The sequence below is a fragment of the Candidatus Sulfuricurvum sp. RIFRC-1 genome, from assembly GCF_000310245.1.
Lineage (GTDB): Bacteria > Campylobacterota > Campylobacteria > Campylobacterales > Sulfurimonadaceae > Sulfuricurvum.
In genome coordinates, this window is sequence record NC_020505.1 from 1,028,468 (window position 1) to 1,052,564 (window position 24,097).

A 24,097-nucleotide genomic window follows, 5' to 3' on the forward strand; every position below is an offset into this window, starting at 1 on the left:
GCCTAACTTATTTTAATTGGCAGTGAATGGTATCGTTTTCCCGTCGCATCAAATATCGCATTGGCTACTGCCGGGAAGATAGGAGGAACTGCCGTCTCGCCTATACCGCCGATTTTTTCTCCTGAATTGACGATACTCACTTTGATCTCAGGAGCATCGGAGATTCTCGTCACCAGGTAATCATAAAAATTGCTTTGTTCCGCTTCACCGTTTTTGATCGTAATTTCACTGTATTTTGTCGCGGCAAGTCCGAAATTGATTCCGCTGATCATTTGGTTCTCAATATTAAGCGGATTGAGCGCAAAACCGCAATCGACACTGCACCATACGTTTTCAACTTTAAAATCATTTTTTGTAACTTTGACTTTTGCTACCTGTGCCACAATAGAGCCGAATGATTTGACGATTGAAACACCGTAACCGACATTTTTCTCTTTTTTACGATTTTTCCAATCGGAAATTCTTTGGACGTCTAATAATAATTTGATGCATCGTAAATCATCCAACATGCTGATTCGGTAGGCGATAGGATCGATTCCGGCTTTATGCGCCGCTTCGTCCACGATACCTTCCACCAGAGGAGCCGTTTGCGTATGTCCTACCGAACGCCACCATAATACGGGAATCGGAGAACTCGGTGAATGGGCCTGCATATCATGATTCATAATCGAATACGGATGATCGGTAAGTCCATCCCATTGCGCCCAATCCACGCCGTCTTTAAATAAAAATCCGAGTATCGTATCTTTGACAACCGGCTGTCCGACAACTTTGGCTTCAAAGGCCGTGATATCACCATATTTGTTCAGGGCGAGACGGGCTTTATTTTTATACATAGGACGATAGTTCCCCATGCGAATATCATCTTCTCTGGTCCAGAGTGTCATAATCGGCCACGCTTCGTCTTTTGCGGTGTAGACGGCATCTTTGATATAATCAGCGTTTGCCGCAGCTCTACGTCCAAATCCTCCACCCAAAAAGGTATTGTTATATTCCACATCCTCAGGCTTAAGACCCAATATATCTGCACAAACTTTTCGATAGACAGTTTGTACTTGTCCTCCGGTCCACATTTTTGCACTCTCCCCTGTATGGTGAATCGTACAATTTAACGGTTCCATCGGAGCATGGGCCAAAAATGGGAATTCATAATCTGCTGAGATGATGCTATGCGCTTCTTTGAACGCTTTTGCCGTATTGCCATCATGACGCATAGAAGCACCCGGCGTATTTAAAAGAGTATCATATTCTTTTCGTAAATCGTCGCTGCTGACATTAGCAAACTCCCCTTTGTCCCATACAACATGGATATGATTTAATGCCTCTTTTGCCTGGAACCAGTGTTCTGCGATAACGGCAATACCTGTCGGAATTTGTTTGATTTTTAAAATTCCGTCGCGTTTGAGTGCTTCTGAGGGATCAAAACTCACGATAGTGGCCCCGAAAACGGCCGGATGCAAAACGGCTGCATATTTGAGATTGTCCATTCTCACATCGATTCCGAATTCTGTTTGTCCTGTCGCTTTTGCCCATGCTTCGCTCGGGTGTCTTCGGGTAGGTTTACCGATGAGTGAACAATCTTTCAGTGCTTTTAGCTCAGGATTCTCCGGAATGCTCATTGTTTTAATATCTGCGACCAACTCACCATAGGTGAACTTATCCCCTGTTTTGAGATTGATAACATGGGAGTTTTTGGTTTTGATATCTGAGAGAGCCGCATTCCATTTTTTTGCAGCCGCTTTTTTGAGCATTTCATTGACGGCAGCACCGACTTTACGCATTTCGAGCTGTTTGGTACTGATGGAAGTGGAACCTGCCGTCAGCATCCATGGCCCGAAGACAGAATTATAGACAGGGTCAATATCGGCTGCTTTGAATTGAACCGCGTCCCAAGCCGCATCCAACTCATCGGCGATACACATTGCAAGAGCTGTATACGTTCCCTGACCCATTTCAGCTTGACCCATCAAAAAGGTAATGGTGTTGTCTGGATCAATTTGAATAAAGGCATTAGGACGCAACGTCTCTTTGGTTGCTTCATCGGCACGGGCTTTTACCGGTAAATAAAATCCGACGATAAAAGCGCTACTGACAATGGCGGTATTTTTAAGAAAAGTTCTTCGTGAGAGTCCCATAATTAAGCTCCTGCATTTATTTTTTTAATAGCGTTTTTGATACGGTTATAGGTACCGCATCGACAGATATTGCCATTCATCTCAGCTAAAATCTCTTCTTCGGTAGGATTGCTGTTCGCCTTTAGCAAACCTGTCGCATTCATGATTTGTCCTGATTGGCAATAACCGCATTGAGGAACATCTTCTTCAACCCAGGCCTCTTGTACTTTCTTCAGAAGAGGATCGGTTGTATTGGCAATCGTCATGATCTCTTTATCGCCGATCTCTTTTAAAAAGGTTGCACAGCTTCGGATCGCTTTTCCGTCTAATAAAACAGTACATGCCCCGCATTGAGCAGCGCCGCATCCATATTTGGTTCCGGTAAGGTTCAAATGGTCTCTAAGTACCCACAATAAAGGTGTTTCGTCATCAACAGTAACATCATAGGTTACACCGTCAATTTTTAATTTAGTGGTCATGGTTATCCTTTTTAAGCTTATCTGCGGGGAAGTATATAGAATCTAAATAGCGGTGAAATAGCGATAGTTATATAACTTATTAGAATGAAGAATTGTGCGCGGAGTTACGATAGGCAGCATAAAAGGCTATCGAATTATAGTTTTTACGATCAAATTTTGGCTTCAGCATCTGTCGGTAGGCTAGTCAAAGTGTCAATGGCTAAGAAAGGGCTTAAATCATGCTGTATGAGTTTCCTATGCCCACAAACTTCGGAATATTTGAGCCAACACCGGAGCGTAATACCACATCAGTTCAAATAGAGCAAATTGGACGACTAAAATAATCCAAAAGCGATAGCGGGATTTTTTTGTTTTATGGCGAAAGATCTTTTGACCGAATACGGCTCCGACGCTTCCGCCCATCAGTGCTAAATTCAGGAGTGTTTTTTCACGGACCCGTGGACGATTGGTACGGGCTAAATATTTGTCGTATCCAAAGACTAAAAACGTAAAAAGATTAAAGACGAGAAAGAGAAAAACGAATCCCTTCATACTCTACCAAGACCTATTTTGGTCATTCTAAAACGGGTTTTATTGTAAATGTATTTCATAAAACGAGTATAGCACAAGAGTGAATGAGTTTTTAACCCGCTTGACTACTAATACAAAATATACTTCTTTTTACTATTTACGAGGACCCCTTATGCTATTTTCACAACTCTCTCTTTCATCCCCTCTTCAGCGTGCGGTGAGCGAAGAGGGCTACACACAGCCTACTTCCATTCAGGAAAAAGTGATCCCACTCGTCTTAGAGCACAAAGATGTACTTGCCCGTGCACAGACGGGAAGCGGTAAGAGTGCGAGTTTCGTATTACCGATCTTAGAGCTTTGGTCACAGACGCGCGGCGAGGGGAAAGGGAAAATTAAAGCCCTTGTTCTCACTCCGACACGGGAGTTGACTCTCCAAGTAGCGCAGACGTTTGAGAGTATGGGAAACTATCTTCCGACAAAACCGAAAGTGGTGAGTGTCATCGGAGGTGAGAGTATCGGCGATCAGCTCTACGCGATTCAACAAGGGTGCGATATTCTTGTCGCAACATCGGGGCGATTTCTCGACGTTTTGAAAAAAAAGCAGATGAATTTGTCGCATTTGGAGTTTTTTGTCCTCGATGAAGCGGACAAGATGCTCGACCTCGGATTCGCCGAAGAGTTAGAGCTGATCTTAGAATCGATCCCCGCCGCTCGTCAAAATCTCCTCTTCTCCGCTACCTATCCGCCGAAGATGGAAGCGATTGCCTCCAAAATTACCCAAAACCCTATTCATGTCACGCTTGAAGCAGAGCTTCCGACGGTACAAAGCATCCATCAGCGTGTTATCGAGGTGAATCCTGAAAATCGGGGGCCGTTGCTTCGCCACCTCCTCGAAACCGAAAAATGGGAACAGGTGTTGGTCTTTATGGCGAACAAACGAGCCTCCGACAATATCGCCGCGAAATTTCGCAAATACGGCTTTTCGGCGGACTCGTTTAACGGGGATCTCCTCCAAGAGGATCGTACGTATGTGTTGGAGCAATTCAAAGCGAAAAAAGTCCGTATCCTCTTCGCCACCGATATCGCCGCGCGCGGTTTGGATATCGATGATATCACCTGTGTTATTAATTTCGATCTTCCCCGCTCTCCTGCTGATTATATCCACCGTATCGGACGGACGGGTCGCGCGGGTAAATCAGGTCTGGCGATTTCGTTTATTGGTTATGAAGAGCGCGATCATTTTGCCCTGATCGAAAAACGCTCCTCTATTAAACTACCGCGTGAGCAGATAGCGGGGTTTGAACTGTTTGGAACACCACCGCCGAAAGTAAAAGGACCCGATCCGATCAAGGGGAAAGGGAAGAGTAAAAAAGACAAAGCCCGAGAACTCGCCGCCAAAAATGCAAAAGGTTCAGGAAACCAATGAACCCTTTGATTGATCTGCTCTCCCAAAAAACGGGACTCACTGCCAAAACCGTTACCAATATCCTGAAACTCCTCGAAGAGGGCTCTACGATCCCCTTTATCGCCCGCTACCGCAAAGAGATGACAGGGGGTGCTACCGATGAGCAGTTACGGGAGTTTGAGAGCATTTACGGCTATTCGAAAAAACTGCTGGAGCGAAAAGAGGAGGTTTCCCGTCTCATCGCGGAGCGCTCGGAGTTGAATAACGATCTGCGTACACGGTTGAACAACGCTGCAACGCTCCAAGAGGTCGAAGACATCTACCGTCCTTTTAAAGAGAAGAAAAACACACGTGCCGGTGCCGCTATTGCGGCGGGATTGGAGCCGTTGGCCGATCTGCTGGAACGTGCGCAGTTAGAGTTGGGAGAATTGTCGAAACGTGCGGAGAGTTTTGTCAAAGGCTCTGTTACAACGCGTGAGGATGCGATCAAAGGTGCGCAGGACATACTCGCGGAGCGCTACAGTGACGACCCAAGAGAGCGCGACCACTGGCGACGTCAGATACTGGATTACTCCTCCTTTGAGATAAAAGCCGCCAAAGGGATGAGTGAGGAGGGGCTGTTTGCAAAGCTCGCCGGAAAGAGCGAAAAGATAGCTTCCATCCCCTCCCATCGTTATCTCGCGATTATGCGCGGTGTGAGCGAAAAAGAGCTGAACGTCAAGATCACCCTCGATATGGATCGGGTGGAGAATACGATTAAAAATTATCGTATTCCACGCAGTGCAAAAAGCTCCCAAAGTTTGCTATTAGCGAGCTACCTCGATGGCTTCAAACGGTTGTTATTTCCCTCATTGGAGCGGGAAGTGCACGCGATGATCAAAGAGAAATCGGATATCCAAGCGATCAATACGTTCGGCAAAAATCTTTCACAGCTTTTGGGTTCCCCTCCCGTCACGAAGCGTGCCATTTTGGGAGCCGATCCCGCCTACCGAACAGGGTGCAAACTCGCCGTGGTGGATGAAAATGGTACCTATTTGGATCATGCCGTGATCTATCCCACCCCTCCGCAAAGCGATTATGAGAAGAGTGCAAAAGTGGTGAAGCAGTTGTGTAAGCGTTACGGGATTAATGCCGTCGCCATCGGTAACGGAACGGCGTCGCGGGAAACGCAGGAGTTTTTCGCGAGGCTAAACCGCGATGAGGGACTCAACCTCTCTTATACCGTCGTCTCCGAAGCGGGGGCATCGGTCTACTCCGCCTCCAAAATCGCCCAAGAGGAGTATCCGCAGCTCGATGTCACGATACGCGGAGCGATCTCGATTGCTCAGCGACTTCGCGATCCGATGGCGGCATTGGTGAAGATCGATCCCAAATCGCTAGGGGTGGGGCAATATCAGCACGACGTCGATCAAAAGCTACTTGAGAAGAAGCTCGGCAGTGTCACCGAAGATTTGGTCAACCGTATCGGGGTTGATCCCAACAGTGCTTCGGTATCGCTTCTCTCCTATGTCGCGGGAGTGGGGGCAAAAGTTGCCCGTGCCATCGTAGAACACCGCGAAAAGAGCGGGGCGTTCAAAGCCAAGCAAGAGCTTCTCAAAGTTAAAGGGCTGGGGGCAAAAGCGTACGAGCAGTGTGCGGGGTTCTTTCGGATACGAGAGGGAAAAAGCGTGCTGGACAACACGGGCGTTCACCCTGAGAGCTACGAGGCAGCGAATACCCTTTTAAAACACTATGATCTCTCTTCGATCACCAAAGATCAAATTCCTCGAATTGCGCAAGAGTTGGGAGTGGGGGAAGCGACCCTCACCGATATCATTGCAGAACTTCGAAAACCGGGGTTTGATCCCCGTGAGAGCTTGCCGCCGATTATGTTTCGCTCCGATCTCACCGACATCAAAGAGCTTCGAGAGGGGTCTATCGTCTCGGGCGTCGTGCGCAACATTGCCGATTTTGGCGCGTTTGTTGATATCGGATTGAAAAACGACGGATTGATCCATATCTCCCAGATGTCGGAAAAGCGAATATCCCATCCGCTCGAAGTGCTCAGTGTCAATCAACAGCTCTCTGCTATCCGTGTTGTCGAGGTGGATATTGCCAAAGGGAAAGTGGGACTCAGTTTAAAAGAATCTCACTAGCTTTTTTTAATCTTTATGGAGTTAGAATAGTTCAAAATCACTATTTTTTGCAGGGGGTAACAATGTCATCCTTAGCTTGGCTCTCACACAAACTCGACGATGGACGAATCGCATGCGAAGCGTGCAATCAGCATTGCAAACTTTCCGAAGGTGAGTACGGTATCTGCGGTATCCGCAAAGTTGAAAACGGTGAACTCTACCTCCTCACGTATGGCCTTGCGGCCGCCGTCAATATTGATCCGATCGAAAAAAAACCGATGTTTCATTTTTTACCGGGGACAAGCGTCTTTTCGTTCGGAACGGTGGGGTGCAATTTTTCGTGCAAATTTTGTCAGAATGCCGATATTTCCCAATATCCGAAAGAGCATCGTCACGAAATTTTCGGACGTCCCCTTTCCCCTAAAGCAGCTGTCGATTTTGCATTGGAACACGAGTGCCAAAGCATCGCCTACACCTATAACGAGCCGGTTGTTTTTTTCGAATATACCTACGATACCGCAAAACTTGCTCACGAAGCGGGATTGAAAAATATCTATGTGACCAGCGGGTATGAGACTCACAAAGCAATCGATACGATAGCCCCTTTTTTGGACGGGATGAATATCGATATAAAAGGGTACACGCAATCGTTTTACAAAGATATCTGCGGCGGTTCGCTCAAACCTGTTTTGGATACGGTTGAATATGCCCATAAAAAAGGGATATGGATCGAAACGACGACCCTTCTGATCCCGGGGCTGAATGACTCGGATGAAGAGATACGTTCCATTGCCGAGTTTCAGGCTTCTCTTGATCCCTCTATGCCGTGGCATATCAGCGGATTTCATCCGATGTACAAGATGATGGATACACCCCGTACCCCTTCCTCAACCCTTCGCCGTGCTTACGAGATCGGTAAAGAAGCGGGATTAAAATACGTTTATGTCGGTAATATCGATGATGAGGCACGTGAATCGACCTATTGTCCTTCTTGTCAAAGAGTGGTAATTGACCGTCACGGACATATCGGTCAGTACGTTACCAACCATTTGCTCAAAGGGAATCAGTGTCCCTATTGTGCTACGGCTATTGAAGGGGTTTGGCATTAAAATATGAATGCAATGACACTCCACGAGCTGTTTTTAACATTCGATTCCTCTGAAGAGGGGTTAAGCGATGAGGAAGTTAAACGACGACATCTTCAACACGGTTTTAATCTCCTCGCTAAAATTCCCACTCCACCTTGGTACTCTAAATTAACCGCTCAATTTACCCACTTTTTTGCCCTTTTGCTGTGGGTTGCCGCGTGTATCAGTTTCGCGATTGCGTGGATCGACCCTGCATCCAATATGCTTCCTATCGGATGGGCTATCGTTATTGTGATTGTTTTGAACGGAGCATTCGGCTTTTATCAGGAATATCGCACCGAAAAAAGCCTCGAAGCATTGCGCAATATGCTTCCTCTAAAAGTGAGCGTCCGCCGGAGTGGGATTGAGGGCGAGGTATTGGCAAGCTCCCTCGTCCCCGGTGATATTGTCCTTCTTAGTGAGGGGGATAAAGTTCCTGCCGATATGTATCTGATTCAATCATCGGATATTTGGGTGAATGAGAGTACCCTCACCGGAGAGAGCGAACTCGTCTCCGCAGACGCTGTCGGGAGCGATCATATCAAAAATGTCCTCTATTCGGGAACCTATGTCGTAAAAGGGGAGGCACAAGGGCTGGTTTTTGCCACAGGCAAGGAGAGTCGCTACGGGGCGATTGCGGTGTTAACCCAAAGTGTCGATTCGGGGACCAGCCATCTGCAAAAAGAGATAGCTCATATCTCTAAAGTCATTGCATTAACCTCAACGGCGATTGCTGGAAGTTTGATCCTCCTTTCAGGGTTCGGAGATAACGAGTTATGGAAAACATTTTTATTTTCGCTCGGTGTTTTGGTTGCGCTGATTCCTGAGGGGTTGCTGCCGACAGTGACGCTGGCATTGGCATTCGGCGCACAGCGGATGGCATCCAAGGGGTTTTTAGTAAACGGCCTTTCGGTTATCGAAAATCTGGGAGCCGTAACGGTGATAGCCACCGATAAAACGGGGACGATTACCCAAAACAAGATGGAAGTGGCGGCATGGGAAGAGGATGAAAAACAGCCCCCCTCGCCGGAGCTTCTGAATGCCGCTCTTTTGTGCAACCGCGCCGATGCTTCTAGCGGCGATCCCGTAGAGCAGGCTCTTTTCATCTTTGCCCTCAGCTATACCGATGTTGCACACCGACGCAGTGAATACCCGATGGTGAGTGAGTATCCGTTTGATTATCATCTGAAGCGGATGTCTACCGTACACTCTTTGAACGGAGGATTTTCGATTTTTTCCAAAGGGGCACCTGAAGTTATTCTGCGGTTGTGCGATGAGGTGATGACCGCAGAGGGGAAAAAGCCGATTTCAGAGAGCGAATACCAAAAACTGATGGATAAACATGACGCATTGGCGGCATTGGGTTATCGGGTTATCGGTTTTGCGTCGCGTGAGTGCAGCACGCTCCCGACATCACGGCAAGAGGCTGAAAACGGGTTGAGCTTTATCGGTTTTATCGCCATGGTCGATCCGTTGCGTGATGATATTCTTGAATCGGTCAGGTTGTGTCATAAAGCCGGAATACGGGTGGTGATGATTACGGGGGATCACCCTCTGACCGCCGGTGCAATCGGGATGAGTGCGGGAATCATTACGGCGAGTACGGAGGTAACGAGCGGAGAACAGCTCGATACGCTTCCCCCTGCGGCAATCAAGCGGCTGTTGCATAAAAACCATGTATTTGCCCGTGTATCACCCGAACAGAAGCTTTCCCTTGTCACCCTTCTTAAAGAGATGGGAGAGACGGTAGCGGTAACGGGTGATGGTGTCAACGATGCACCTGCACTGAAGAGGGCGGATGTCGGTATTGCCATGGGATCAGGTACCGATGTGGCAAAACAGTCCGCTGATGCGATACTGATGGATGATCATTTCGCAACGATTGTCAAAGGGATAGAAGAGGGGAGAGCCGTTTATGAAAACATACGCCGCTTTATCACCTATATGCTTGCCAGTAATTTACCCGAAGCGGTACCGTATGTCCTCTTTTTTGCATTCGGGCTCCCTTTGGCACTTCCCGTTCCGCTGGTATTAGCGATCGATTTGGGAACGGACATTATTCCGGGGATGGCGCTGGGGGCTGAATTGCCCAATAAGGGGTTGATGAATCAACGCCCCCGAAGCCGTAAAGATCACATATTGACATTCGGTGTTTATTTGAGAGCCTTCGGCTTTTTAGGATTGTTGAGTGCGGTAATGTCCATGGGACTTTTTTGGTTCTACCTTAGCGCACACGGCTGGAGTGGAGAACCTTTGTCGTGGAGCGATCCGTTGTATCTTCAAGCGGTCACTTTGACCTTTGCCGCTATTGTTTTTGCCCAGATCGGTAACGGCCTCTCATGCCGCAGTCAAAGAGATTCGTTATTCACCATCGGTTTTTGGAGCAACCGTTATTACTGGGGCGGGGTGGCTGCCGAGATCGGGATATTGGTGCTTTTTATTTTTGTGACTCCGCTCAGTAGTGTTTTCGGTACACATCCGTTCGATCCGATCTATTGGTGGGCGGTTGGTGCGGTAACAATTATTATATTGGCGGCAGAAGAGGCTCGTAAAGGAGTTATCCGTTTTTTCAGACGATAAGGGGGACAAATTGAAAACCGGGAAGCTCATAGGCATCGAGCGTTCCGTCTTCGTGTTTGGTGATATGCCAAATACTGTTTTGGATAGGAATGACGAGTATTCCCCCTTCTTTGAGTTGATCGAAGAGTTTTGTCGGCATTTCGGGCGCACTTGCCGAAACGAGGATACGGTCATAGAGATTGCCCTCTCGTCCCAAAGCTGAAGGATCAGCGAGAGTGATCGATGCATTGTCTATAGGTATTTTGCGTAAGTTGGCATTTCCGTATTCAACCAAAGAGGGGATAATCTCAACCCCTTCCACAAATCCAGATTTTCCGACTGCCGTTGCCAGCAGAGCCGTTGTCCAGCCTGATCCCGAACCGATATTTAATACTCTGTTGCCGAGCATAGGATGTAAAAGCTCCAGCATAACGGCAACGGTGTAGGGCTGCGATATGGTTTGTGCCACTCCGATAGGCAAAGGACGGTCGCTGTAGGCATAGGGATGAAGCTCTTGAGGGATAAAAAGGATACGGTCACATACTTTAAAGGCGTGAATGAGAGATTGTGAATGCAAAACCCCTGAATCGATCAAATGGTGAATGAGCTGTTCGTTGGTGTTCATAGTAAGACTCCGCTCTCTTCGTTATTTTTTTCCTTCCAGTATCTGGTCTATATGATAAAAAAGATTCGGGTATTTTTGTTGGATCTCACGAACTAGCCAATCAAGATCGATATTGACAACGGTATTCTCAGACTGACTTCGAGCCATTGTCCGTATCCGATCCATCGCTACTTCCCAAACATCTTCGAAATCTATCGGTAAACGCTGCCAAATCGCTTTTTCAAGTTTATGTTGAAAAACTTCACTTTGGGTAGTGCTCAAAAGACGTATGATCTTGGCCAAGGAGTCGACAGAGTTCAGAGTATAGAGGTGATCTTCTTCATCTATGATAGCCCAAGGACGATCATCATGCCAGTTCCCCTGTAGGAGTTCAAGATCCTTGTGCCTCTCATCCGTACCGGGAGACATTTTTACGATGGTCATCTCAGAGAGGTTCATTCCCATTTTTTCAGCAACTTGACTTAAATGATTATTCAAATGATCAGGGTATGGCATTGAAACCCTCTCACTCGTTTACTAGGGTTCGTGCCGTAGGATTGGCATTTAATCTTGCCACGGGGATGGGTTTGCCGGTTCTTTCACAAATACCGTAGCTCCCCAATGCGATTTTGTTGAGTGCCGTATTAATCTCCGACATCTCTGATTCCAACTTTTGCAGAAGTGCTTGATCGTTCGTATTGTCAATTTCAAGCCCCGCAATCCCTTCTACATCATCGATTTCATCTTCATCGACGATACTGCTCAGTTCTGCTTTAAGGAGAGCGATATTTTTTTCGATTTTTGTTTTTTCGGTTTTGAGGATCACTTCGAATGCTTTGAGATCCAGATCGTGTCGTGTACTCATGATATGCCCCTTTTTACAAAAAATAAATACTCATCAATGATAACTCAAAAATGGTAACAAGGTATGCATTAGACTCACTCTCTATTTTGACATCCGTAAGCGGTTTTGGATACACTAAAGAACTTTAACAGGACGGAACAAAACGAATGAAACAAATGATGCAGATATACCGTGAAAACCGAGAAGCGGTAGAGGGATTTTTACTGAATACGATCAGCGACACTCCTCAGCACGATTTCGATGATGTTCAAGTTAATAAATTTTTTAAACGACTTCCTTGTCTCACCGATATGTATTTGATGGATGAAAAGGGGGAACAGATTACTCCGACATGGCGACGAAGCGGCCATGATATGAGTTTAAATGGCTCAGACAGAGCCTATTTTATTAAGCGTATCCAGTTTGACGATAAAGGCAACTACATCTCCAACCCCTACATCTGTGCCAACAGCGGTCAGCCGAAAGTCTCTGTCGCCCGCAAATACTCCGATGGAAAAATTGCCGTATTTGATCTCGATCTTGTCGCGGTACTGGGCAAAATGCATCTGATCGAGAGTACCCGCCTCATCTCTAAACTCTCGATGTGGGTTTACGGACTTCTTGGGGGCGGACTTGTATTGCTTGCGCTGTTTTTAGGCGGGTATGGATTGCTGGGATTTGTCAAAGCCCTGATGAGCAGCGGTGATGAAACCCTTCAGTACGTTTTTAAATCGATTATCGGGATTACGTTAGCGATTGCGATTTACGATCTGGCGAAAACGATCTTGGAACAAGAGGTATTCTACCGTTCCCTAACCCTCGAAGAGGGAAACGAATACAAAACACTGACCAAGTTTTTGACCTCGATCATTATCGCCCTCTCCATCGAATCGCTGATGGTCGTCTTTAAAGTGGCTATCAACGATATTCGAAATATGCATTTTGCATTTTATTTGATCAGCGGAGTCGGTATTCTGATCGTTTCTATGGCGGTGTTAAACTATGTCAGCCGTAAAAAAACAGGTGCATGAGTAATTATTCTCATCCTTAGAAATGCGAGAGCAAATCCTCTACCGGACATTTGACAAGATCGGCGTCTATATTTTTAGCCAAAGCTTTTTGTGCTCGATCGGAGAGGGCTGATGTCAGCTCTTTGTGATGTTTAGCCGGAAATGCAAGGTAACAAGAACCCGGTTGTGCGTTAGAGAGCATCGCAGATATATCATCTGAGATTTGTTGAACCAAACGCTGTTCACGTTCGTGCTCAGCACCGTGATCCTCTCCGCTGCCATTCTTAAAGCGGCCCTGATCATCACTAAGTGTTTCACTCATACTTTGACGACCCTCGATATAATCCAAATCGCTTTGAAGTTCCAAGTGATAGCGGTTTGTTGCTGTAATCATTTGCACTTTATAACTTTTGAGTTCACCCATATCTGCTACGATAATCAATTTGCCATTGTGTTCCATTGGAGTCTCCTTTATGTTGCGAAGAGTTAAAAATGATTCATAGAGATGGTACACCTGAAATCTTAAAGAAAAGATTATTTCATTCGGATTATGAGAGAATTATCTTATAATACCCTCACATACAAACAAGAGATTATAAGCTTAAAAGGTAGAGCATGACGGAACGTTTTAATCAAGCTGCACAGGGGTGGGACAAAGGGGATATGCGTCAAAATATCGCCCACAGCGTCTTCCAAACCATCAGCAGCCGCATTTCATTATTAAATAATATGAATATCATGGATTTTGGTGCAGGTACCGGACTGCTTAGTTTTAAAATAGCCAGCATGGTGAATCAAGTTGTGGGTGTCGATCTCTCTGAGAAAATGTTGGAACAGCTTGAGAGTAAAAATTCTGAAAATCTATGTGTAGAAACGATCTGCCAAAATATCTGCGAAGAACCGTTAAATAAGCAGTTTCATGGAATCGTCAGTTCGATGGCAATGCACCATGTTGAGGACACGGAAGATTTATTTAGAACCTTTCATTCCCATTTAAAACGAGACGGTTTCATCGCTATCGCCGATTTAGAAGCGGAAGATGGAACGTTTCACTCTCATGGAAATGATGGAGTATACCATTTTGGATTTGAGCGCTCTGTATTGCGTCAGACGATTGAAAACGCCGGATTTGAACATGTTCGATTTCACCACGCCTATACGGTTGAAAAAGAGACACGAGAATATCCGATATTTCTTGTAACGGCATCTAAAAAACCATAATTATTCGGATAAAGTGGCTGGGTTGGGTTCTTTTAACGTAATTTATAGCTATTTTCTTTTATAATTCCCTACTTTTTTAGTTATATTATCAGCCAATTTTAATCTGCCTCGGCTGAGGGAAGCATTTGAATTTATAAATAAGGAGACAACATGCAAATCAGCGGTGCACAGATGGTTATTGAAGCACTTATCGCCGAGGAAGTCGAAGTCGTATTCGGTTACCCCGGCGGGGCGATCATGAATGTCTATGATGAGATTTACAAACAGCGATCGTTTCAGCATGTATTGACAAGACACGAACAAGCAGCGGTACATGCCGCAGAGGGGTATGCTAAAGCTACCGGTAAAGTAGGGGTGGCGATGATTACCTCCGGTCCCGGCTTTACCAACGGTGTGACCGGATTAGCGGATGCCTACATGGACTCTATCCCTCTCGTACTGATAAGCGGTCAGGTGCCGATGTCTCTTATCGGAACCGATGCGTTCCAAGAGATCGATGCGGTCGGTATCAGCCGTCCGTGTACGAAACACAACTATCTAGTAACGGATGCGGCTGATTTGCCACGTATTCTCAAAGAGGCATTTTACATCGCTCGTACCGGTCGTCCGGGTCCCGTGCATGTCGATATTCCAAAAGACGTAACGGCACAAATCGCTAAATTTGATTACACCAAAGAGGTTGATATCGAGACGTATAAACCGACGACCAAGGGTAACACGCGTCAGATCAAAAAAGCGATGGAAGCGATCGCGAGCTCTAAACGTCCTCTCTTGTATCTCGGAGGTGGGATTATCAACGCTAATGCGGCAGAGCTGGTGCGTGAGTTCTCCAAAATGACTCAAATTCCTGCGGTAGAGACCTTTATGGCACGCGGAACGCTCCGCTATGATGATCCGTTATTGATTTCGATGCTTGGGATGCACGGCTCGTATGCGGCAAACATGGCGATGTCTGAGACCGATCTCGTTATCGGTTTGGGTGCTCGTTTTGATGACCGTGTTACCGGAAAGCTCTCTGAATTTGCGAAAAATGCGCAGATCATCCATGTTGATATCGATCCGGCGAGTATTTCAAAATTGGTCAATGCCCACTTTCCAATCGTTGGAGATGTCAAAAATGTATTGGAGCAAATGATTCCTCTTGCTCGTGAGCAAGTCGATCCTAAACGTTATGAATCATGGCATAACACCATTGCAAATTTTAACAAGCTTCATCCTCTCTCGTACAAAGAAGAGGGAGATCGCATTAAACCGCAATGGGTAGTTGAGCGTATCGGACAGCTCTTGGGTGATGGTGCCAATATCTCAACCGACGTCGGACAGCATCAGATGTGGACGGCGCAGTTTTATCCCTTTACCCGCCCTCGTCAATGGGTAAGTTCAGGGGGACTTGGAACGATGGGCTTCGGTTTTCCGGCGGCAATCGGTGTTAAACGTGCCGATATGGATCGTGTCAGTATTAACATCACGGGTGATGGCTCGATACTCATGAATATCCAAGAATTGATGACAGCGGTTGAGTATAAACTCCCGGTTATCAATGTTATCTTGAACAATAACTTCTTGGGAATGGTTCGTCAGTGGCAAACCTTGTTCTATGACAAGCGTCACTCCTCTACCGATCTTTCGATGCAGCCTGATTTTGTGAAGCTTGCCGATGCGTTCGGTGGAGTAGGGTATCGGGTAACAACCAAAGATGAATTTGATGCCGCACTCAAAGATGCGGTTGAAAAAAATGTCGTTGCGATCATTGATGTCGCTGTTAACCGATTTGAAAACGTTTTACCGATGGTTCCGGCAGGCGGATCATTATTTAATATGATGTTAGAGTACAAGGAGAAATAATGATGGAACAGACAGAACGCCGCGTTATTTCCGTTATCGTAATGAATGAAGCAAGCGTACTTTCACGTATTGCAGGACTGTTTTCAGGGCGTGGATACAACATTGAATCGCTTACGGTAGCTCCGATCCCTGATTCTAAATATTCTCGTATTACCATCGTAACCGCAGGATCCGTCCGTGTGGTTGAACAAATTACGAAACAGCTGCACAAACTGATTCCGGTACTGAGAGTCTACGAACATGCCGATTTGGTTGAGACGGAGATGGCGTTGGTCAAAATTCCGATGAGTGAGTCATTGGGCGATATTGAAGCCCTTACTCACGCCTATAATGGGCGTATCGTCAATGTTGGCAGTGACACGATGATCGTAATGATCTCTGATGAACCCTCTCGTGTCAATCATTTTCTGGAAGCAATCAAACGTTTTCACCCCAAAGAGATCGTTCGCAGCGGCTCTGTGGCATTAGAGAGATAAAACAGATGAAACTTTATGAAATAGCGGCTTTTTTAGGTTGTAATGAGATCCAGGATTCGATTGAAATTACGGGGATGAATACCCTTAAAAATGCAGTAGAGGGGGAAATATCATTCCTTTCTGACTCTAAATACGAAAAAGAGCTCTCTGAGACAAAAGCGTCTGCCGTGATCCTTCCTGCTTCAAAAGCTCATTTACTTCCTGCGGGGGTAGTGGTTCTTAATTCTGATGAGCCATATATGTATGTAGCGCTCCTCTCTAAACATTTTGCCAAACCGATACAAAGCAGTGATCTCCCTCCTGTTATTGGAGAGGGTACACGTGTTTATCCGACTGCCCATATTGAAAACGGTGCTAGAATCGGCGCTAACTGTACCATTATGAGCGGTGTTTATATTGGGGCTGAAGCGGTAATCGGCGATGATGTTATCCTTTATCCCAATGTGAGCGTTTATCGTGATTGTGTGATCGGCAATCGTGTTATGATTCATTCCGGAACGGTGATAGGCAGTGATGGTTTCGGATATGCTCACACAAAATTGGGTGAACACATCAAGCTTTATCAAAACGGTAAAGTAATTATTGAAGATGATGTAGAGATCGGTGCCAATACGACCGTGGATTGTGCAGTATTTGGTTCGACGATTATCAAGCAGGGTGTTAAAATCGATAATCTGGTTCAAATTGGGCATAATTGTGTTGTGGGCGAACACTCCATTATTGTATCGCAATCGGGACTTGCGGGCTCTACTACGCTGGGACGAAATGTTGTTATGGGTGGTCAAAGTGCTACGGCAGGACATTTAAGTATCGCTCCGTTTACAACGTTAGCCGCTCGCTCAGGTGTTACGAAAAGTATCGTTAATAAAGGTATTTATAGCGGCTTTCCTTTAATGGAACATAAATTATGGCTGAGAATGCAGGCAAAACTTGCTAAAATGTTAGAATCGTAAGTTATTAAGGGGAGACGGTGAAAATTGCAGCAGTAGGTTTGATGTTACTTGGCAGTATTGTTTATGCTGAGGGTGAACCTGCTGAAATCCGTATGCCCGATATCGTTCTCGATGCAATAAAGCATTGCGAATGTTTAAAAGAGAACGGTGAATGTAATCCTCACGTTATCCGTATTAACGCAATTGAAGAAGCCGAACGTGCAAAAAATGCAGGTTTTGCGGTTAATGGTCATTTAATCAAATGCGGTTCAGCCGAACAATGCAGTACCCAAGCCCAGGCACTAATCGACGGTGGGATTACCAACCTCGATCTCGGACCATACCAAATCAATTATAAGTACCATCCGAATCCGATGCTTCACGAATATTTTGAAGATTCTACGTCGCGTGAACAAGCAAATTCCATTTTGACAAAGCTCGTCAAAAGTTTTGGATATTCATGGGAAACGTTGGGCCGATATCACCATTTCAGCGCTACGGATCGCACACGTAACGAGCGATATTATCGTAAAATGTATGCCTTTATTTATGGAAATTCTTCAAAAGTACAAGCTGCCGAATAAACTCCCCTTTTTTAAGATTGCTTTAGCCAAAATCGGCTAAACTCTTTTCTATACAGTTTTATAGGAGAGATTATGAGTTCTGGTGTAACAATTATTAAAGAGATTCCATTGGATGGGACAAAAAAAGGGATAATTTCTATCAGTAAGGTAGATGAGCCGTACGGTGCAGGAAGTGACAGCGTTGCAAGCATCGGGATCTCTTTATCCGGTGATGCCAAAAATCCTGAATGGAAAGTTCATCTTCCTATGGGAAATATTGATGCGGTTGTGGAAGCACTAAAAAGTATCCAATAATTACTTTTTAGTGTTGAGCGTTTTTCCGTTCGTGGTGAGCTCGTCGAACCATGAACCGTTTTACCCTTCCGATTGGCTCAGGGTGAACGGTTATACAACTATTTCTTATTTGCTACAAAAGTTGCGATACGTTTAATCCCCTCGCGAATACTTTCGATATCGGTTGCAAAACTAAATCGGAAATACCCCTCAGAACCAAATCCTACTCCCGGTACGACTGCAATCCCTTGTTCTTCGAGTAACTCTTTACAAAATTGCATAGAATCATTGCTTACCTCTTTGATGTTCACGAATAGGTAAAATGCACCCGCAGGAGAGAGGACTGATAACCCCTCAACTTCGTTAAACAATTTAACCGCTTCGTCGCGACGCGCTTTAAACTGAACACGCATTGCTTCAATATCTGCATCTGCATCACCGTTAAGTCCGACAATGGCTGCTTTTTGAGTGATCGAATTGATGTTTGATGTGCTTTGGCTTTGCAATTTTTTAGTAGCTTGGATAATTTCGGTATTGGCTGCAGCCATATACCCAAAACGCCATCCTGTCATGGCTACCGATTTTGAAAGACCGTTGATGGTAACAGTACGTTGAAACATATCATCACTGACCGCAGCGGCCGAGGTAAACTCACCGTCATAAATCAGTTTTTCGTACATCTCATCACTCGCAACGATGACATTGGTCCCTTCCAATACTTTTCCAAGAGCAGTAAGCTCTTCTTGTGAGTAGACGGCACCGGTCGGATTGGACGGAGAGGTGAGAATTAACATTTTGGTTTTCGGTGTCAACGCTGCTTTGAGCTGCTCAGGGGTAATTTTAAATCCGCTTGCATCGTCTGTCATAATCTCGACGACTGTTCCACCACAATACATGACAAGTTCAGGATAAGTAACCCAGTATGGTGCAGGAATGATCACTTCATCACCGGCTTGGATTGTGCAGGCAAATAGATTATAGAGTGAGTGCTTTGCACCGTTGTTGGCGATGATTTGGTTTGGTTTGTACTCAAGACCGTTGTCACGTTTGAGTTTTAGTGCAATGGCTGCTTTAAGATCAGGAATTCCGTCAACCGCAGTGTATTTGGTGAAACCGTCATTGATAGCTTTAATAGCAGCATCTTTTATCACTTGTGGTGTATCAAAATCAGGTTCACCGGCGGAGAAGCTGAGGATGTTTTTCCCCTGCGCTTTGAGCTCTTGTGCTAACGTTGAGATAGCGATGGTAATCGATTCGGAGAGTATATTGACGCGATCGGTTAACATGGGTGTACCCTTATAAAAAATTTCGGAATTATAACATGGCTGGCTTTAAATTTTACATCAGTTGTTGATTTAAAAACTGCGGTTTTCCCGTATGAAATCCCTGTGCATAGGTAATGCCCAAATCGGTTACATTTTGTAAAATTTCTTCGGAAGATACAAATTCGGCAACCGTATCGATTCCGATACGCTGGGCAAAGTCAACAATTGCTTCAACGACAATTCGATGGCGCGGATTTTCATCGATTGACTTGATGAGTGAACCGTCGATTTTGAGAATATCAACGTTGAGTTTGAGAATGTTTTCGAAGTTAGAATAGCCTGTTCCAAAATCGTCGATAGCGATCTTTGCTCCCAGTGCTTTCATCCGAGAGATAAACGAAGCAACTTCATCGAAATTATCAATACCCTCAGACTCTAAAATTTCAAAAATTATCCGATCGGCTGTACCGGTTTGGCGGAGAATATTTTCGATCGTCGATACGGTTCTGCTATCTAAAATATCACTACCGGAGAGATTAACCGAAAATTGCTCATGCCGTGCCGCAAAGAGGTTACATGCTTGATAAACAACTTCTTGAGTAATGTGATGGTAGAGTTTGGTTTTTTGGGCAATTGGTAGAAAATCATTGGGAGCAATCAGTGAATCGTCCTCGTTTTTAATCCGTACCAAGGTCTCGAATTTCTCGATTTTACCGCTGCTGCAGGAGACGATAGGTTGATACTGACAAACAATTCGGTGTTCGACTAAAGCCTGACGGATGCGAGCAGACATCGCAATGTTGGCTTGATATTGTTGTTCAATTCCCTCAGATTGGTCATACACGGAATACGGTTGTTTTGCGCTTCGTGCTTTGTTAAGCGCAACATCGGCATGAATGAGCGGTTTTTCGCTGTCGATTGCAATACCGACGGTAGCTCGGACATGAACCGTTTCTTCTGAAATCATAAAAAGCTTTTCACTTAAAAGGGAAAGGAGCATTTCGATGTTATGGCGAAACTCGGCTGATGTGCTTCCCTGCTTTAGACGAAATGCAAATTCATCACCACCGAGCCGATAAGGGGAGAGTTTCATTTCGACAAGCCAGTGAGCGATTTGGCTGAGAAGCCAGTCTCCTGCATCGATTCCGAAGAAATCATTGATCTCTTTAAAATCATCGATGTTTAAAATAGCAACCGTATTACTCTGTTTTGTCGATAAATCTTCTTGGAGTTTAAGACGATTTGGAAGGGTCGTGAGATTGTCATAATAAAGGTGCCGCGTCGCTTCATGGGTTTGCTCAGCAATTTTAATTTCAAGATTTTTATTAATCGTTTCGATCTCTTGCGAATATTCCCAGACACTTTGTTGCATTACTCTAAATGCATGGATAATTTGAGTAAATTCACGTTGGGCATAGGGGATGTCAAAGGTTATTTTTTCGCCCGGTTTAAAGTTTCGAACTTTTCGAGCGATCATTTTAATCGGCGATAAGAGTCGATTAATCCAAATGAGCATCAGCCAAAGGATTCCAAAAACACTCAGGGCCATCCATCCATAAAGGGTATAAAACCGATTCATGGTTTTGTTAAATTCTTCACCCGAGTAGGTGAGTGTGATGGAACCGATTGGTTTAAGGGATGAGGGTTCCATCAGATTTTTAGATATTTTGATGGATTCATAGGGAGAAGATGTTGTATATTGCTGATAATCGAGGAGATTTTTCCCATTATTATCAGATATTTTAAGCGCGATAACTTCATCAAGACGTGTGATAGAAGAGAGTTTGTCTCCCATATCTTTTATCCCTAAAAATAGGGATAAAGAGATGGACGGTTCAACCGCATCAATCAATAAAGCGGCTTTCTCTTTTTGGGTATTCATAGTCAAATCACGAACGATTACAAAAGTTACGAAAGTAATGGTTGCAAAGATGATGAGAAAAGTGATCACCAGACTAAAAAAGAGTTTGGTTGAGAGTCGTGCATTTTTAAAACGGTTCATTCGATAAGTCTCGCAATTTGGAATAAAGTATCATTAAAACGAAATTTCCCCTCTTTAAGGACAGTTTTATTCATGTAGATGACGGTGGAGCGTTCAATGGCGATTGAACCCAATATGCCCTCTTCAAGATTAGACATATCATACGAAAAGGTTGGTATTGTATTGTTTATACCCCATGCTGCTATTTTTCGGGTGGATGACGTACTCATTTTAGTTAAATAGGTAAAAGAAATATCCTGGCGCACAAGAACTTCATCGACTGAAAGTGCCACTGTGCTAAAAGATAGGTTGGCTACTTTTCCATTATGGTTAAGATTGATTTCATCCGCGATCTTTTGGGCCACATTTTTACGATTTCCTTCGTAAACAATGGCCAAAATTGATTTGTTGGATGATGATTTAGCCGATAATCGTGTGTCAAGAGCCATGATTTTTGGGATCATCTTGATATGAGAATTGAGCAATAGGGTATCTTCTGCCTGAACACTAAGAAGGAGAATGAAAAAAAGAACCCAAATCCGCATCAAAATTTTAATCCTGTTCGAATCAAAAATGTTCGACCTTCGATCGGATAATCATCTCTATAGGTTGAGGCAGGGGAAGGGTAGCGGACTATCGTATTGTCAATATTTTTGATTACCCCCTGGGCATACCAGCCTTTATGGGTATTCATATTCCAACCTAATGCAATATCTAGTGTATTGTATGCTGCTAAAGCATCGCGCGTATCAGGAGAATAACGCTTTTTGGATCCAACATATTGCCAAACACCCCCTAAGGTCCAATCATCAGAAAGATCATAGGTATAGGCAGCTTTGATCAGATGCGAAGCCGTGTAGGGGAGGGCGGCTTCATAGTGTTGATTGTCTTCTGTCTTTCCATGAAGATAGCTGTAAGAAAGTGAGACGGTATCTTCGGAAGAGAATTTCCCGTGTAATTCGGCTTCCGCCCCATCCATAGTACTTTTTCCATAATTTTGAAATTTCCCGGCTTCATCACGGACAATCTGTTGAGAATTTTCGATGTAAAAAAGATTGAGTCCTGCGGTGAGACTCGAATTCAGTTTTCGTAAATATTGCGCTTCGATTGAACGGACATGTTCATGGGTAAGATTTTGATTCCCGGTTCCATACGCGCTTGGAGTAATATACATCTCTTGAAAAGAAGGGTTTCGTGATCCAGACGCTGCCATCAGTTTGAAAATATTATTGTGGTTCGGCTGATAAACGATAGCTGCTCGTCCATTTGTATGTGACTCTATATCAGATGTTTGTATTTGACCTACCGTAAATGCAACTGCTGTCATATCATTGATCGTGATCATATCACTGAGAAAAAGATTGGTAGTTTGACGTTTGGCACTTTTTGCATCGATAAAGGCTTGCGGTGTATCGGTATAATCCACCATACCGATACCTGTAACTTTGTTGGTGGTGATAGAGTGCATATCGACGGCTTTGTCCCAAGTCGATTCGATTCCTGCCGTAATATGATGAGTTTCAAATCCGGTGTAATGAAGAGAAGCCCCACCGCTTATACGGCGACTTTTGATAAGCAATGATGCAGAGTAACCATCAGGCAAGGTAATGCTGTTGTAGACAAAATTTACCGGTAGAGGAGTAGAATCACTCTGCCAGGTATTTTCCATGACGGATGTTTTAAGTATAAGGCGCATGTCTTGAATCAAGGGAAGTGTGTATTTGCCCTGAATATACCATGTGGGCTGTTGAAGTTTCCCATCCTCATTCGGGAGAATATTAAGATTACCGAATGCACTGTCACTTTGATAATCATTGTATCGACCGCGTAACGTGAATCCTTTATTTTCATAGGCTATTCCAAAGCCGTTCTGCTCCATGCCTAATTGTGCATATCCGGAACGCCCTGCTGCATCGATAACGCTAATAGGTGTTTTTTGATTATGGCGTTGAGTGAATGCATCAAGAGAGAGTTTCCATGTTTCACCATGATATCTGTTCCATCCGCCTAGCCCCATCATAGCGTTATTTCCTCCCCAACCAAAGAGAGTTCCGGTTTCAGTACGCAGAGAATCATGCTGTGCATGAGTAACTACATTTATGGTTCCTGCATATCCGTTTACCCCTTCGATGAAACTTCCGGCGCCGCGTACCACTTCAATCCGATCAATCAGTTCGATCGGAAAATCGAGATAAGAGTTGTAGTTGCTGAACAGATCGTCGTTTACAACCACGTCATCAATAATGAGGGTCGATTGGCCATACGCGGTAGGATTGGAACCTCTAAAAATTGGTGTTCGATTATTCATCGTGTTGGTAGCCATATCAACACCCGGAATTAGCATCAGTGCTTCTCCCAAAGTTTTGATCCCCAATTTTGAGATGTCATCATTGTGTAAAATGGAGAGGATAAAAGGTTGGTAATCGATATTATGATTGGTTTGAGTTGCCATTTGTGCAGTCTGAAGCATATCATCATTCAGAGATGTAATAATAGAACTATCATTGGCATTTAAAACAAGGGCGATCACTGAAACAGCACAGATGGATAGTTTCAATAAATCTCCTTATTATTTTAGTTTCTCATTGTTGCTGAAGGGTGTTTAAAGGAGAGTAAAAAAAAAGCTAAAAAGATGATAATAAGGGAGTTAGTGTAACTTTTCGAAAAATAATAATGAGTTATTATTTTTATTCCAATTAAATAAAACATTTTTTTTATTATTTTCCATTTTTCCTATAAATTTCTAAGTTATCC

At 44.6% G+C, this 24,097-nt stretch carries 22 protein-coding genes; 11 read left to right on the forward strand and 11 right to left on the reverse strand.

Annotation, left to right across the window (positions count from 1 at the left end):
- Positions 1–2: 2 nt before the first annotated feature.
- The 3 genes from B649_RS05305 to B649_RS05315 all read right to left on the reverse strand — a co-directional run bounded on the left by B649_RS05305 (position 3) and on the right by B649_RS05315 (position 3,124).
- Positions 3–2,135, reverse strand: coding sequence for a molybdopterin cofactor-binding domain-containing protein (locus tag B649_RS05305; RefSeq protein ID WP_015653486.1), 2,133 nt, complete (start codon positions 2,133–2,135; stop codon positions 3–5).
- Positions 2,136–2,137: 2 nt separating this feature from the next.
- Positions 2,138–2,593: a (2Fe-2S)-binding protein gene (locus B649_RS05310; RefSeq protein ID WP_015653487.1), complete on the reverse strand. Its 456-nt coding sequence runs from the start codon at positions 2,591–2,593 to the stop codon at positions 2,138–2,140.
- A gap of 234 nt (positions 2,594–2,827) precedes the next feature.
- Positions 2,828–3,124 (reverse strand): DUF1294 domain-containing protein, encoded by a 297-nt coding sequence (locus B649_RS05315; protein ID WP_015653488.1) that lies wholly within the window; start codon positions 3,122–3,124, stop codon positions 2,828–2,830.
- Positions 3,125–3,275: 151 nt separating this feature from the next.
- Between B649_RS05315 and B649_RS05320 the strand changes: the two genes are divergently transcribed.
- The 4 genes from B649_RS05320 to B649_RS05335 all read left to right on the forward strand — a co-directional run bounded on the left by B649_RS05320 (position 3,276) and on the right by B649_RS05335 (position 10,329).
- A complete protein-coding gene (locus B649_RS05320; protein WP_015653489.1) occupies positions 3,276–4,529 on the forward strand; it encodes a DEAD/DEAH box helicase in 1,254 nt (417 codons plus the stop codon).
- Positions 4,526–6,643, forward strand: a complete 2,118-nt coding sequence (locus B649_RS05325; protein WP_015653490.1) for a Tex family protein — start codon at positions 4,526–4,528, stop codon at positions 6,641–6,643. The genes B649_RS05320 and B649_RS05325 overlap by 4 nt, the downstream gene beginning before the upstream one ends.
- A gap of 62 nt (positions 6,644–6,705) precedes the next feature.
- The gene (gene amrS / locus B649_RS05330) at positions 6,706–7,731 is read left to right on the forward strand and encodes an AmmeMemoRadiSam system radical SAM enzyme (RefSeq protein WP_015653491.1); all 1,026 of its coding nucleotides are present in this window, start codon (positions 6,706–6,708) and stop codon (positions 7,729–7,731) included.
- A 3-nt stretch (positions 7,732–7,734) separates the two neighbouring features.
- The gene (locus tag B649_RS05335) at positions 7,735–10,329 is read left to right on the forward strand and encodes a cation-transporting P-type ATPase (RefSeq protein WP_015653492.1); all 2,595 of its coding nucleotides are present in this window, start codon (positions 7,735–7,737) and stop codon (positions 10,327–10,329) included.
- Here the strand turns inward: B649_RS05335 and pcm are convergent.
- From pcm to B649_RS05350, 3 genes are read right to left on the reverse strand one after another with little or no spacing between them, the layout of a single operon-like run.
- Positions 10,319–10,933: a protein-L-isoaspartate O-methyltransferase gene (gene pcm, locus B649_RS05340; protein WP_015653493.1), complete on the reverse strand. Its 615-nt coding sequence runs from the start codon at positions 10,931–10,933 to the stop codon at positions 10,319–10,321. The genes B649_RS05335 and pcm overlap by 11 nt on opposite strands.
- Positions 10,934–10,954: 21 nt before the next feature.
- Positions 10,955–11,428, reverse strand: a complete 474-nt coding sequence (locus B649_RS05345) for a DUF2603 domain-containing protein (RefSeq protein ID WP_015653494.1) — start codon at positions 11,426–11,428, stop codon at positions 10,955–10,957.
- 10 nt (positions 11,429–11,438) lie between these two features.
- Positions 11,439–11,777 carry a TraR/DksA C4-type zinc finger protein gene (locus B649_RS05350; RefSeq protein WP_015653495.1) on the reverse strand — a complete coding sequence of 113 codons (339 nt, stop codon included), beginning with the start codon at positions 11,775–11,777 and terminating at the stop codon, positions 11,439–11,441.
- 146 nt (positions 11,778–11,923) lie between these two features.
- Between B649_RS05350 and B649_RS05355 the strand changes: the two genes are divergently transcribed.
- The gene (locus B649_RS05355; RefSeq protein ID WP_015653496.1) at positions 11,924–12,787 is read left to right on the forward strand and encodes a hypothetical protein; all 864 of its coding nucleotides are present in this window, start codon (positions 11,924–11,926) and stop codon (positions 12,785–12,787) included.
- Between the two features lie 16 nt (positions 12,788–12,803).
- Here B649_RS05355 and B649_RS05360 read toward each other — a convergent pair whose 3' ends face one another.
- Positions 12,804–13,226, reverse strand: a complete 423-nt coding sequence (locus tag B649_RS05360; protein ID WP_015653497.1) for a host attachment protein — start codon at positions 13,224–13,226, stop codon at positions 12,804–12,806.
- Between the two features lie 155 nt (positions 13,227–13,381).
- On the opposite strand from B649_RS05360, the gene B649_RS05365 reads away from it, so the two are divergent.
- The 6 genes from B649_RS05365 to B649_RS05390 all read left to right on the forward strand — a co-directional run bounded on the left by B649_RS05365 (position 13,382) and on the right by B649_RS05390 (position 18,118).
- On the forward strand, positions 13,382–13,987 hold the full coding sequence (locus B649_RS05365; protein WP_015653498.1) for a class I SAM-dependent methyltransferase: 606 nt from the start codon (positions 13,382–13,384) through the stop codon (positions 13,985–13,987).
- Positions 13,988–14,137: 150 nt separating this feature from the next.
- Positions 14,138–15,832, forward strand: coding sequence for an acetolactate synthase large subunit (locus B649_RS05370; RefSeq protein ID WP_015653499.1), 1,695 nt, complete (start codon positions 14,138–14,140; stop codon positions 15,830–15,832).
- Positions 15,832–16,308 (forward strand): acetolactate synthase small subunit, encoded by a 477-nt coding sequence (ilvN, locus tag B649_RS05375; RefSeq protein ID WP_015653500.1) that lies wholly within the window; start codon positions 15,832–15,834, stop codon positions 16,306–16,308. Before B649_RS05370 ends, ilvN begins: the two co-directional genes overlap by 1 nt.
- Before the next feature lie 5 nt (positions 16,309–16,313).
- On the forward strand, positions 16,314–17,261 hold the full coding sequence (gene lpxD / locus B649_RS05380) for a UDP-3-O-(3-hydroxymyristoyl)glucosamine N-acyltransferase (RefSeq protein WP_015653501.1): 948 nt from the start codon (positions 16,314–16,316) through the stop codon (positions 17,259–17,261).
- A 17-nt stretch (positions 17,262–17,278) separates the two neighbouring features.
- Positions 17,279–17,824, forward strand: a complete 546-nt coding sequence (locus B649_RS05385) for a hypothetical protein (protein WP_015653502.1) — start codon at positions 17,279–17,281, stop codon at positions 17,822–17,824.
- A gap of 72 nt (positions 17,825–17,896) precedes the next feature.
- Positions 17,897–18,118 carry a hypothetical protein gene (locus B649_RS05390; protein WP_015653503.1) on the forward strand — a complete coding sequence of 74 codons (222 nt, stop codon included), beginning with the start codon at positions 17,897–17,899 and terminating at the stop codon, positions 18,116–18,118.
- 98 nt (positions 18,119–18,216) lie between these two features.
- Here the strand turns inward: B649_RS05390 and B649_RS05395 are convergent, their stop codons facing one another.
- The 4 genes from B649_RS05395 to B649_RS05410 are packed head-to-tail and all read right to left on the reverse strand — an operon-like array spanning position 18,217 to position 23,900.
- Complete coding sequence (locus B649_RS05395; RefSeq protein ID WP_015653504.1) at positions 18,217–19,383, reverse strand: pyridoxal phosphate-dependent aminotransferase; 1,167 nt, start codon at positions 19,381–19,383, stop codon at positions 18,217–18,219.
- Between the two features lie 52 nt (positions 19,384–19,435).
- Positions 19,436–21,364 carry a GGDEF domain-containing phosphodiesterase gene (locus B649_RS12150; RefSeq protein WP_015653505.1) on the reverse strand — a complete coding sequence of 643 codons (1,929 nt, stop codon included), beginning with the start codon at positions 21,362–21,364 and terminating at the stop codon, positions 19,436–19,438.
- A complete protein-coding gene (locus tag B649_RS05405) occupies positions 21,361–21,891 on the reverse strand; it encodes a hypothetical protein (protein ID WP_291750948.1) in 531 nt (176 codons plus the stop codon). Before B649_RS05405 ends, B649_RS12150 begins: the two co-directional genes overlap by 4 nt.
- A complete protein-coding gene (locus tag B649_RS05410; protein WP_015653507.1) occupies positions 21,888–23,900 on the reverse strand; it encodes a TonB-dependent receptor in 2,013 nt (670 codons plus the stop codon). Before B649_RS05410 ends, B649_RS05405 begins: the two co-directional genes overlap by 4 nt.
- Positions 23,901–24,097: the final 197 nt, after the last annotated feature.

Bases quoted from the DNA above. Each gene is read 5' to 3' on its own strand.
- B649_RS05305 (WP_015653486.1), bottom strand. From the start codon at position 2,135: ATGGGACTCTCACGAAGAACTTTTCTTAAAAATACCGCCATTGTCAGT.
- B649_RS05310 (WP_015653487.1), bottom strand. From the start codon at position 2,593: ATGACCACTAAATTAAAAATTGACGGTGTAACCTATGATGTTACTGTT.
- B649_RS05315 (WP_015653488.1), bottom strand. From the start codon at position 3,124: ATGAAGGGATTCGTTTTTCTCTTTCTCGTCTTTAATCTTTTTACGTTT.
- B649_RS05320 (WP_015653489.1), top strand. From the start codon at position 3,276: ATGCTATTTTCACAACTCTCTCTTTCATCCCCTCTTCAGCGTGCGGTG.
- B649_RS05325 (WP_015653490.1), top strand. From the start codon at position 4,526: ATGAACCCTTTGATTGATCTGCTCTCCCAAAAAACGGGACTCACTGCC.
- amrS (WP_015653491.1), top strand. From the start codon at position 6,706: ATGTCATCCTTAGCTTGGCTCTCACACAAACTCGACGATGGACGAATC.
- B649_RS05335 (WP_015653492.1), top strand. From the start codon at position 7,735: ATGAATGCAATGACACTCCACGAGCTGTTTTTAACATTCGATTCCTCT.
- pcm (WP_015653493.1), bottom strand. From the start codon at position 10,933: ATGAACACCAACGAACAGCTCATTCACCATTTGATCGATTCAGGGGTT.
- B649_RS05345 (WP_015653494.1), bottom strand. From the start codon at position 11,428: ATGCCATACCCTGATCATTTGAATAATCATTTAAGTCAAGTTGCTGAA.
- B649_RS05350 (WP_015653495.1), bottom strand. From the start codon at position 11,777: ATGAGTACACGACACGATCTGGATCTCAAAGCATTCGAAGTGATCCTC.
- B649_RS05355 (WP_015653496.1), top strand. From the start codon at position 11,924: ATGAAACAAATGATGCAGATATACCGTGAAAACCGAGAAGCGGTAGAG.
- B649_RS05360 (WP_015653497.1), bottom strand. From the start codon at position 13,226: ATGGAACACAATGGCAAATTGATTATCGTAGCAGATATGGGTGAACTC.
- B649_RS05365 (WP_015653498.1), top strand. From the start codon at position 13,382: ATGACGGAACGTTTTAATCAAGCTGCACAGGGGTGGGACAAAGGGGAT.
- B649_RS05370 (WP_015653499.1), top strand. From the start codon at position 14,138: ATGCAAATCAGCGGTGCACAGATGGTTATTGAAGCACTTATCGCCGAG.
- ilvN (WP_015653500.1), top strand. From the start codon at position 15,832: ATGATGGAACAGACAGAACGCCGCGTTATTTCCGTTATCGTAATGAAT.
- lpxD (WP_015653501.1), top strand. From the start codon at position 16,314: ATGAAACTTTATGAAATAGCGGCTTTTTTAGGTTGTAATGAGATCCAG.
- B649_RS05390 (WP_015653503.1), top strand. From the start codon at position 17,897: ATGAGTTCTGGTGTAACAATTATTAAAGAGATTCCATTGGATGGGACA.
- B649_RS05395 (WP_015653504.1), bottom strand. From the start codon at position 19,383: ATGTTAACCGATCGCGTCAATATACTCTCCGAATCGATTACCATCGCT.
- B649_RS12150 (WP_015653505.1), bottom strand. From the start codon at position 21,364: ATGAACCGTTTTAAAAATGCACGACTCTCAACCAAACTCTTTTTTAGT.